General features: G+C 39.4%; 11 protein-coding genes and 1 other RNA gene. 1 reads left to right on the top strand and 11 read right to left on the bottom strand.

The window, feature by feature from the left end:
* The first annotated feature begins 732 nt into the window (after nt 1-732).
* Nucleotides 733-2,178 carry a helix-turn-helix domain-containing protein gene (locus H541_RS0109695; protein WP_022797113.1) on the top strand — a complete coding sequence of 482 codons (1,446 nt, stop codon included), beginning with the start codon at nt 733-735 and terminating at the stop codon, nt 2,176-2,178.
* A 565-nt stretch (nt 2,179-2,743) separates the two neighbouring features.
* Here the strand turns inward: H541_RS0109695 and rsmI are convergent.
* The 11 genes from rsmI to ffs all read right to left on the bottom strand — a co-directional run bounded on the left by rsmI (nt 2,744) and on the right by ffs (nt 10,365).
* Nucleotides 2,744-3,619 carry a 16S rRNA (cytidine(1402)-2'-O)-methyltransferase gene (gene rsmI, locus H541_RS0109690; RefSeq protein ID WP_026501762.1) on the bottom strand — a complete coding sequence of 292 codons (876 nt, stop codon included), beginning with the start codon at nt 3,617-3,619 and terminating at the stop codon, nt 2,744-2,746.
* A complete protein-coding gene (locus H541_RS12290) occupies nt 3,585-3,968 on the bottom strand; it encodes a GIY-YIG nuclease family protein (RefSeq protein ID WP_022797111.1) in 384 nt (127 codons plus the stop codon). The genes rsmI and H541_RS12290 overlap by 35 nt, the downstream gene beginning before the upstream one ends.
* Nucleotides 3,965-4,735, bottom strand: coding sequence for a tRNA1(Val) (adenine(37)-N6)-methyltransferase (locus tag H541_RS0109680; RefSeq protein WP_022797110.1), 771 nt, complete (start codon nt 4,733-4,735; stop codon nt 3,965-3,967). The genes H541_RS12290 and H541_RS0109680 overlap by 4 nt, the downstream gene beginning before the upstream one ends.
* Nucleotides 4,722-5,087 carry an initiation control protein YabA gene (locus H541_RS0109675; protein WP_022797109.1) on the bottom strand — a complete coding sequence of 122 codons (366 nt, stop codon included), beginning with the start codon at nt 5,085-5,087 and terminating at the stop codon, nt 4,722-4,724. The genes H541_RS0109680 and H541_RS0109675 overlap by 14 nt, the downstream gene beginning before the upstream one ends.
* Nucleotides 5,074-6,075 carry a hypothetical protein gene (locus H541_RS0109670; protein ID WP_022797108.1) on the bottom strand — a complete coding sequence of 334 codons (1,002 nt, stop codon included), beginning with the start codon at nt 6,073-6,075 and terminating at the stop codon, nt 5,074-5,076. Before H541_RS0109670 ends, H541_RS0109675 begins: the two co-directional genes overlap by 14 nt.
* A 115-nt stretch (nt 6,076-6,190) precedes the next feature.
* Nucleotides 6,191-6,520: a cyclic-di-AMP receptor gene (locus H541_RS0109665; RefSeq protein WP_022797107.1), complete on the bottom strand. Its 330-nt coding sequence runs from the start codon at nt 6,518-6,520 to the stop codon at nt 6,191-6,193.
* Nucleotides 6,517-7,179 carry a dTMP kinase gene (tmk, locus tag H541_RS0109660; protein ID WP_022797106.1) on the bottom strand — a complete coding sequence of 221 codons (663 nt, stop codon included), beginning with the start codon at nt 7,177-7,179 and terminating at the stop codon, nt 6,517-6,519. The genes H541_RS0109665 and tmk overlap by 4 nt, the downstream gene beginning before the upstream one ends.
* Nucleotides 7,179-7,781, bottom strand: coding sequence for a recombination mediator RecR (gene recR / locus H541_RS0109655; RefSeq protein ID WP_022797105.1), 603 nt, complete (start codon nt 7,779-7,781; stop codon nt 7,179-7,181). The genes tmk and recR overlap by 1 nt, the downstream gene beginning before the upstream one ends.
* 13 nt (nt 7,782-7,794) lie before the next feature.
* A complete protein-coding gene (locus H541_RS0109650) occupies nt 7,795-8,112 on the bottom strand; it encodes a YbaB/EbfC family nucleoid-associated protein (protein WP_026501760.1) in 318 nt (105 codons plus the stop codon).
* A gap of 230 nt (nt 8,113-8,342) precedes the next feature.
* Nucleotides 8,343-10,133 carry a DNA polymerase III subunit gamma/tau gene (gene dnaX, locus H541_RS0109645; protein ID WP_022797103.1) on the bottom strand — a complete coding sequence of 597 codons (1,791 nt, stop codon included), beginning with the start codon at nt 10,131-10,133 and terminating at the stop codon, nt 8,343-8,345.
* A 136-nt stretch (nt 10,134-10,269) separates the two neighbouring features.
* Nucleotides 10,270-10,365, bottom strand: an RNA gene (gene ffs, locus H541_RS13050) — signal recognition particle sRNA small type.
* Nucleotides 10,366-10,742: the final 377 nt, after the last annotated feature.

Raw genomic sequence — 10,742 nt, 5'->3', positions numbered from 1 at the left:
TATCGATACCATTCGTTTTCGGTTCATTAAGGTCGCTTCTCGACTGACACATCATGCTCGTCGAGTTCAAATCCAATTCAGTTGTGCAAATGTGTATGACAAAGAGTTTGAAACGATTCTTCAGAATTTAACTTACCTATGATTCGAGTGTTAAATCGATAATTTTAAAAATTATTCAAAAAAACAAGGGGAAAGTGCGCTCTTTTTTAGTAGAAATGAACTTTTCTTTTCTTCCGTTAGGAAGGAATCTAATCGATTTGTAAAAAAGAAAGAAACATTTCAGTTTCGCCTAATTTTTTGATAAAAATGTCCCTGTATAAAAATCTATGAATGATTCAGGATTCATTCTAAAGTATATAAAGTTGCTCAATACTATGATAAGGTATAATTAGCAAAAGAAACGTTCATTTAATGTGTTATAATAATGGTAAATATGAACAATCATAATTCTACATACGCTTTTCGCTATTTTGTATTACTATACTCATCTCAAACTGTTAGTTTGATACTTACTTAAAACTAGAAGTAGGTCGCAGTCTACAACTCATATCATTGGGCATTATTAAAGTAATGATTTATACTGAAAGCTAGGTTTTACACTCGTCTTATCTCTGATAACCATCTAGGAATAATTCTCATTTAGAATGGGTTACTTTCTTAATCTAGAACTTTGTTTAGATTATTTCTCATTTTGTTGGTTATGCTGTAAGACATGTTCTAATTGGAGGATTCATGGAAGATAAAATAATTTTCTCGTCTGTTATGTTACATAAAAGGATTTTAGTAATTTTAGATAATCAAGTTGACTTTATTTCAATCAATCATTTGGCCAAATTATTAAAGATTCCATCTGTTAATTCTGTGAAAAGATCTTGTGATAATCTCCGACAATCAATCACAGCCAATTTTGATGATTCTCAGGTCGAGTTGTTAATGAGTAAGGGCAAAGGTATCAAACTAAAAAGAAACTCAGTCAATATTAGAAGAATCGTTGAAAAATTGTATGAAGAAGAATTTTTCTATTCTGTTTTTAAATATCTTTATTCGAAACGCTCTGTATCAACCACTGAGTTCTGTCTGTCTAATCACGTTAGCGAGTCTCAACTAAGACGTAAGATACGTTACGCCAATCAAGAACTGAACAAATATAATGTTAACATTTCTGTCGGATCTCGGATTTCTGTCAAGGGGGATGAGTTCAAGATTCGAAGTTGGGGGTTTTCTTTTCTTTATCTTGTCCACGGTAGTATAAGAGACGTCTCATGGATTAAAAATTCGAACTTCTATATTGATATTGCTAGAGAAGTACTATCTCACTTAGAGGTATCAACAACTGATTACATGGTAGATATCGTTGCCTTGCTCTGCTACATCAACTATAAAACCAAAGACAGTCCTTATAGACTTAAGTTAACTAAGGAGAAGGAACAGTATCTCAAGCAGATTTCTTTCCCACCTCCTCCTAAAAATTTGGAAAATTGGAATCACGCTGACTGGATCTATTTAGTTACAGCATTATATGGATTCAACTTATTTGATTTCAAATTGACGATTGATCCATCTCGCATTAAAAGTGGTATTTCGCTGGTATACATGGATTCTTGGATTTCTTTCTTTGAGGAGGAATTCCGGATTTTGACAGATGACGAGAAAAATAATCTCTATAAGAACTACTACAAAGATATATTACTATTCCGTATTGTCCAAATGGATGCTGATTTTCTAGTCAGTTTCACAACTATCGATACTAAACGTATCAGCAGTCAATACCCCACCTTTTACCAAAAATTCGAGCGTTTTTGGTCCAATTTCTTAAAGGCAAATCCCTCTCGGGGTTCGGATTATCTTCGTAATGAAAGTCTATTGATGTGTCTCAATTTAACACCTGCAAAAGAGCTATTACCCACTGTTTCGGTCTATTTATTCACGAATTACCCAGTTGTGATAAGCAATTTCTTAAAAGACCGTATTACAGTTCATTTCACTAACTCCTACCATGTTAAATTTACATTAGATACTGAAGAAGCTGATTTATTTATCAGTACATCTTCTTGTACCCCAACGCCACAAAATAAAGAAATTGCAGCTAAACCTACAGTGATCATCAACCGGCAGCCTTCTGCTCGTGATTTTCAATTATTAGAAGAGGCTATGGAAAAAGTTATCAAAATTTATTGAGTTTTTTGAAAATCAAAAAAGGGTTCAAATGAAAGCCACTATGGTGCTTTCATTTGAACCCTTTTCCTTTTTGTTCTATTCAATCAAATTAACCTAATTTATTTTATTTACTATCTTCAATTTGTTCTATTAACTGAACCCATTCCATTCTTTCAACAATGAATATAGACCTATACTCGCTTTATGTCTCATTGCTGACCACTCCATGAACAACCTCTATTACCAGTGTTCCTGGAGCAACTTCTTCGGTAATAACTCTGTCCATCTCGAAAATTCAACTGCCTATTTTCGGATGGACTTCCTTATTACTCAAAGTTTAACGCCTCTAGAACAACCTTATCGACGGTGTTCCTGGAGCAACTTCTTCGTACATAAGTTAATCTTCCTTGAGAATTAGAAATTCCCAGCAAGCTCATCTTATGTCTCGAAGCTGACCGCTCCATGAACAACCTTTTATCAGTGTTTCTCAAGCAACTTTTAGGTCATAAGTCAATCTAGCTCGAAAATTACAAATTTTCTGCTATCTCGCCTTATGACTCAAAGTTGAACGCTTGAGAAACAACCTTCATTGTTCATGATATGCTCGATACACAACTTGTTTTGGCAATTGTCTTAGTTTCGCGACTTTTTTAATCGCCTCTTTACTCGTCAGATTATCTTGCGATATCACTAAATCAACATGTTCAAGCACTGTAAGATGACTATAATCCTCTTCGCCACTGGTTAAATCGACTACTTCATGTGGACCAACAATGACAACTAGCTCACCTTTCCATACTTTATCCTTTGTGCGCTCAAGCACCTCACAAACTGTCCCACGGATAAACTCTTCATAGGTCTTCGTCAACTCGCGCGCAATACAAATCGGTTGCGCCTCACCATATACTTCCGCCAGTTCACTCAACAATTTCTTGATTCTGTATGGTGATTCATACAAAATAACAGCTTCTGAGTGATTTTTTAGATTTTCTAACTCCGCCATTCTATTCTGCTTTTTCCGCTCTAAAAAACCATAGAATAAAAACGGTTGTGGCGTTAATCCTGAGGCAATTAACGCCGTAATCCCAGCATTAGCACCAGGTAAGGGGACTATCTTGATACTTTCTTTACTCGCCAATGCCACTAACTCATAACCTGGGTCGCTAATTGAAGGTGTCCCAGCATCACTCACTTGGGCAATCGACTGGCCTTCGTTTAACAAAGCCATTATCTCTGGTAACCGTGATTGTGTATTATGTTCATGGAAACTTAACTGCTTAGTCGTTATCTCAAAATGATTCAAGAGTTTCAAGGTATGTCGCGTGTCTTCTGCTAAAATCAAATCAACTGATTTCAAAATGTCGACCGCTCGAAAGGTCATATCTCCAAGGTTACCAATCGGCGTTGGAACTAAATACAAAATTCCTTTAGTCATTTCCATTCTCTCCTCTACGGTCAACATCTACACGGGTGATGGGTCGTTTTAGCGGTAGTGTCACACCAAACTCTAGTAGTTCACCCTCTTTTTGACTTCTCGTTAATTTCTTAAACGCCGCTTCACGTTTTAAAGCCGCCGTTTTGTCCCCATAACATTCCGAGTAGAAACACTCAACTGGCAGATGAGCTCTGGTATACTTCGCTCCTTTACCACTTTGATGCATCTTCAAGCGATGGTCAAGATTATTGGTATAGCCTGCATACCAACTGCCGTCATTACAGGTCAAGACATAGAAAAAGTGCTTTTCTTCGACATCTTCCAACTGTTTGTCATGGTCCACAGTGCTATTCATAGTTCTGTCTTGCTTCTTCATGAGGATACCCCAAGCAGTTCTTTCATCAATGGTGTATAGCTATCATCTATCTCATGGACAATGATTGGAGGGAGAACATGTAACCCATTCGCACTACCCAAATGCATCACTTCAATCAAAACACCATTCGCTTCTTTTCCTACTTTTGGATAAATCAACTGCAAGCGTTTCGGTTCTAACTGATATTTTCCAAGCGTCGACAACAGCTCTGTTAACCGTTCTGGGCGATGTACAATTGCTGCTTTTCCCCTTGTCTTCAGTAAGCGACTAATAACACGGGCAAAATCATCGAATGTTGCTGTACTTTCATGTCTAGCCAGTTGGTGACTCTTCAAATGGTGCGTTTTTTGTTGCTGAACACTGGTAAAATACGGTGGGTTGCAGGTTAGATAGTCGACACTATCTGCCTTAATAAACTCAAGGACATCCAAGGCATCACAATTGATTACCTGATAGCGGTCCTCTACCCCATTTAATGCAATCGTACGCTTAGCCATATCTGCTAAACGGTCTTGTATTTCTACCAACGTAATTGGAGCGATAACTTTATGACGTAACAAAAAAGCAACGGCGCCATTGCCGGCACAAAGGTCGACAAGTTTAGCTCGTTGCTGCCTTGGTGGTTTTGCAAAATAAGCTAGTAGGACGGCATCCATCGAAAAGGCGAACACCTCTGGATGTTGGATGATTCCGACTCCTTCTTGCCTAAGTTGGTCGACGCGTTCCCCATCTTTCAAATACTGAGTGATTTTCTCAACGCTTGGCATGGCTATCACTACCTTCTAGCAAGCGATCAATCATCGCTTCACAGAATAAACAATGCTCCCCTTCACCCATTCGCTTGCCATATTCTTCATTACAAATATGAAAGCCTTGTTGATATAACTGAGTGATCATCTGAGTGGAAGCGCTCGGGCCAGGACTCGTTGTTGGCTGATGGTCCGTCGTCTCTTTTGAATCGATAAGTAATTGTTGTAACTTCTCATTTTTACTTTTTAAATTTTTATTTTCCCGCATCAATGCACTAATTTGATTCTGCATAGTTTGGGTTTCTTGGAGTAAATGGGCCATTGTTTGTTCTAATTCAAACAGAGTGGTCATTATATCATCGTTTGCCATTCAACCCCTCCTGTCTCTGTATCGACCAGATGGCTAAGCGTTCAAATGCGCTCGCTACCGCCACATTGGCATCAACTTCTCTGATAGCAAAGTTAATTTGTGCAATCAAATCGACCCAATAATCGACCGATAACTGATCTTTTAATCTCTCATAGTCTTTGCGTTTTTCTGGTTTACTGATAATGACATCTTTTTGACCAACAGATAGAAGCAATACATCACGTGCCATAATAATTAAATCATTTAAGTAACTAATGGCACTTGTTCGATCAGTGACCACTCGGGCGACCAAGTAATCCACCCGTACAAACGCCCGTACATCTCCTGTTGTCAACAGAGTAAACAACGTCCATTCAGCACTGATTTTCTCCCAATAATCATCATCAGCTTGCCATTCCTTTGCTACATCGCTATCACTCGTGTGGTAGGCCAACCAAGTCGCTTGCTCGACTGTCATTCCAAACTGCTCGAATTGCTGACTAATTGTTCGGACACTGGGCGGTGTCAAATGAATCCACTGACACCGTGATTGAATCGTTGGTAAAATCTTTTCTTTCGATTCTGTCAACAAAAACAAATGCATATTTTGACCAGGTTCCTCTAAGAATTTCAACAAACTATTGCTAGCTGATGTCGTCATAGCGTCAGCTTCTTCGATGACGAACACCCGGTGTTTTGAGTCACTCGCAGCTTGAGATAGCAAATGAACTAACTCTCTAATTTGATCAATCTTGATGGAACGGCCAGTTGGTTCTAGCCAAATAAAATCAGCATGATCGTGCTCTTTCAACTGCTGATACCGATTAGTATCAGACATTGTCTCATCACTCGACTGCATGATCAGCGTTGCAATGCTCAAAACCGTTTGTTCTCGTTGTAGCCGATCGCCACCTTCAATTAAATAGGCATGACTCAATACACCATTAGTGATGGCTTTTTTAAACTGACTAATGGTGGTATTTTCTAGCATAATAGCCTCACTTATCATGATTTCATTTCTCTTTAACTGACACTTGTTAAATCATTCTAGCTTTATCTAAACTAGTGGGTGTGGATGTTGGTTTACTGTAGATTGACGTAAAGATAACACCTTAATAAGCTAATCAGAACTTGATAAAGTCATCTACTGGTAAAACAAAGACGGTTGCGCCACCGATAGGTACTTCAACTGGTGGTGTCAAGCTACCAAATGGTGACGTTTCAGCATAAGAAGTTGGCGAGATAAACTCAGTCCGATGTTTCCCAAATTCTTTGATGACTTCAAGAACGTCTTCTACTAACTCATCTTTGACACCAATCAAGAAAGTCGTATTGCCAGCTCTTAGGAAACTCCCAGAAGACCGTAATTGCGTTGCTGCAAATTTGTTTTTACGTAAAGCCTTATTTAGTTCATGACTATCTTCATCCTGTACAATTGCTACAATTAATTTCATGCTTTTTCCCTCTTTCTTATATAGCTTGATATCATTTCCTTTAGCTCATTGTACAAGTCTTCTTGCACCTGTGCAACGGATCTTGAGGCATCAATCGTGAAAATTCGGTCAGGATTTTCTTTCGCAAGTGTTAAATAGCCCTTCCGAACTTCTTTGTGAAAGGCTAATTTTTCTTTCTCCAGACGATCATCTGGTCTATCACCACCGGCTTTTTTGATGCGCTTCAGTCCAATCTCAGGATCAAGATCAAAATAAAACGTCCTAGCCGGGGTCAACCCTTCTGTTGCAAAGTAGTTCAATGTTTTCACAGCTTCAACGCCGATATGTCGCGCAACACCTTGATAAACAATTGAACTATCAACATAGCGATCACTGATAATAATGTGACCCTTTCTGAGATGGGGTAAGATGACTTCACAGATATGTTGTCGTCTAGCAGCAGCATATAATAAGGCCTCTGTACGATTATCCATCAACTCATTCGCTGGATCTAGGATTACGTGCCGAATTTTTTCAGCGATTGCTGTTCCCCCTGGTTCCCGACTGATAACAATCGTTAGCACGGGAAATTCTTTTTTCAAGACAGCCAATGCCTTATGTAAGGCTGTTGTTTTACCAGAACCATCTGGCCCTTCAAGTGTGAGAAACAATCCATCCATTATGATAACTCCTGTCGCCCTTCAATTGCCCGATATAGTGTCATTTCGTCAGCGTACTCGATATCTGATCCCACGCTAAGGCCATGAGCTAGGCGTGTCACTTTAATGCCCGCTGGTTTTATCAACCGCGAGAGATACATCGCGGTCGCTTCACCTTCCGCCGTTGCGTTCGTTGCAATAATAACTTCTTTGATGTCATCGTGGTCTTGTAGGCGCTTGATTAATGACCCAATATTGAGGTCTTCTGGACCAGTTCCTTCCATCGGGGAGAGAACGCCATTTAAGACATGGTACAAGCCGTGATACTCGTGCATCCGTTCAAGCGACATAATGTCTCTTGAATCTTCAACCACTAATACGGTCGACTGATCTCTTGTCGTGTCCCGACAGATTTCACACGGATCTTCCTCCGTAATATTACCACAGATACTACAGCGTTTGAGATCTCTTTGACAGCTAACTAACGCATTTGCAAACTCCAACACCTCGTCTTCAGGCATTCCCAAAGTGTAAAACGCAAGTCTGGCTGCTGTCTTTGACCCGATCCCTGGTAATTTCATATAACTTTCGATCAACTTAGCGATCGGTTGTGGATATTGCATGATCTATCACCTTTTATAGTCCTGGAAGCGACATTCCTTTGGTAAATTTGCCCATTGTATCATCATTGGTCTTTTTAATTTTGTTGATGCAATCTTGTGTAGCCATCACAATGAGGTCTTGTAATAATTCGATTTCCTCTGGGTCAACAGCTTCTGGTTTAACTGTCACTTCTTTAACTTCATATTCACCAGTCATTTTGACCGTTACTAAGCCACTTTGAGATTCTCCTGTAAATTCAGTTTGATTGAGTTCCTCTTGTGCTTTTTGCATTTCTTTTTGCATCTTTTGCATTTTTTGCATCATGCCTTGCATATTACCCATATTTCCCATTCCACGCATTCTATTACCCCTCTACTTTTACTTTGATTTTTATCTTTTTTACTCTTATTTTGTTTGATCTTATCTTTTTTAATCTTATCTTTTTGATCTTATCTTTTTTAATCTTATTTTTTTTAATCTTATTTTTTTCTACTTTAATCTTTTTTACAGGACGATAATCTCTTAATAGGATGACTATCGCAGACGTTTATTGACTGAGCTATTTACACCCCAATTATCAGTTAGTCCTTTACAACGACATTCTCGCTTCCAAATAGGTCAACTGCTTTTTTCGCCACATCAACTTCTTCGTTTTCGATACCCGCCACTAGTGGTTCTACTAGGGCGCTACTAGGGTCGTCAGTATTTCCGCTATCATTGTAGTCGTTTGAATCTCCTGTTTGTTCATGAGATTGGTGGTGGATCATTTTGATATAGTCTTGACGAACACTTGGCCACCGTTGTGAACTAACTGCTGTATAGCTTCCCATATAGTTAAAATGATTTTTCAAATAGGACTCAACAGCGTCATGTAACTCGCTCGTTTCAGCTTTGGTACAGACGATATCAAACGGAAACTCTAGGACGAAACCATCTGGCCCCGCAGCAACAACTTTCGAACTTTTTAAAACAGCACGCTCGGAGGCTTTTAACATCTGCAAAATATCTTGCCATGCATCTTGAAGGGTAGCGATATCTTTCTTAGTCGCTTGACCTAGTATTTGATGGATCTTAGTGACATTAGGTTCAAACGCCTTCGATGATTTGGCAGTATGAGTCTTAGGACGTGACTTGGTTTCAACACTTGTCGCCTGTCTCTCGTCAGCCGTTTCTGTTGACGCGTGTGGTTGAGACGGTCCTTTTCTATCAAGTCGTGTTCCATTTTTTGTGGCCATTTGCCGACTACTACCACTATCCTTCGCAAAGCCTTCTTCGGATATCGTTTCCAATTTCTCGTTGAGCAAGGCCACTTCTTTCTTCAACGCCAGTAATTCTTTGTGTTGCTCATTTTGATCCTTTAACCGACTAGCCTTCACTGTCATGACTTCTAGATAGACAGTTGGTTGGCTTGAAAACCTGAGTTGTTGTTGCGTATCATTCAACAGATCGATAAAGTGATAGTAATAAGGACTATCCTCTCCATCCGCTTGAACAAGTTGGTCCCGAGCGTAAGAGATAAAATCCTCAATAATACGACCAGATTCTTTACCTTGGGCGAGTAGCCGATGTAAGATATCTAACGCCTCACTAACTTCTCCCGAACGAACGTGTGCGACAAAGGCTTCAAGGTCAGATTTTTCCAAACTCCCGGTCACACTAAGAGCCAAGTCCGTTGTTACTTTTTCGGGTTGGCATGCGATAGCTTGATCCAAATAGCTCAATGCATCACGCATTCCACCTTGAGCTGCTCTTGCAATGATAGCAAGGGCTTCACTCTCATAAGCTTGACCCGTCTCATCTAAGATATAGGCCATACGGTCTGAAATTTGCCCTGCTGTGATTCGTTTGAAGTCAAACCGTTGTGTCCGTGACAGAATTGTTGCCGGTATTTTATGTGGCTCTGTGGTTGCCAGAATAAAGATGACATTAGCCGGTGGTTCTTCTAGCGTTTTTAACAGGGCATTGAAAGCTCCCGTTGACAACATATGGACTTCATCAATGATGTAGACTTTGACTTTCCCTTGCGTTGGCGCATAACGGGCTTTATCTCTAATATCACGAATTTCTTCAACCCCATTATTACTAGCTGCATCGATTTCGATGACATCATTGAAACTGCCCGCTGTGATTGCCTTGCAGGCTTCACACTCGTTACATGGTTCGCCATCAACAGGAGACAAACAGTTGACTGCCTTTGCTAATATCTTAGCCGCACTTGTCTTCCCGGTCCCACGAGGCCCAGTAAACAAATAAGCATGACTTGTTTTATGTAACAAGACTGCTTGCCGTAGCGTCTTAGTAATAAGTTGTTGCCCAACGATATCTTGGAATCGTTGAGGACGCCAAACACGGTACAACGCTTGATATGCCACTGATTTTCCCCCTTAAAAATTGATCACTACTAGTGTAACATAAGTCGCCATATTTCGAATAACTGATATCTGATTTTTAATGGCCCTTAATTGCTTTCAATTGTTTTTAATTATTATTTTAACCCATAAAACATCATAAAAAAAAACATAGAACACATAACGAAACCTACTTATAGCTGCTTCCTTCCGGACCTGACTCGTTCATAAGTTCGTTATTGTACTATGGCCTTTCGGCATCTATTATTGTACCATAAACTACTGATCATCGCCAGTCAGTTGGCTCTTTTTTAGAGCTTCTCTCTCTAGGGTTGTCAAACATATGTTACCTGAACTGATAATAGTGGTGCTTGATGTCTTGTCCACCAAAACGAATTTTTTGAGTTTGTTGTCAAGGAGGAAAGTGAAACGATCCTTGACAACAAACGATAAAAATATAAAATCAGTGGACACATCAAGCAGCTTCGTTATACTTATTTTCGTAATACTTTTCAACCATTTGATTTGGGCTTAAGAATCCCAATACTTTTCGTGCAATATTATTGTGTCGACTCATATATCGCCGATGTTGCTTTAACATATCCTCTACGGATTCAAACTCTCGTTTACCAT

Origin of the sequence: Bavariicoccus seileri WCC 4188, from assembly GCF_000421665.1 — a bacterium.
In the GTDB taxonomy this organism is placed as follows: Bacteria; Bacillota; Bacilli; order Lactobacillales; family Aerococcaceae; genus Bavariicoccus; species Bavariicoccus seileri.
Note: the sequence above shows the minus strand (reverse complement) of the source record. Positions and strands in the feature narration are given on the sequence as shown.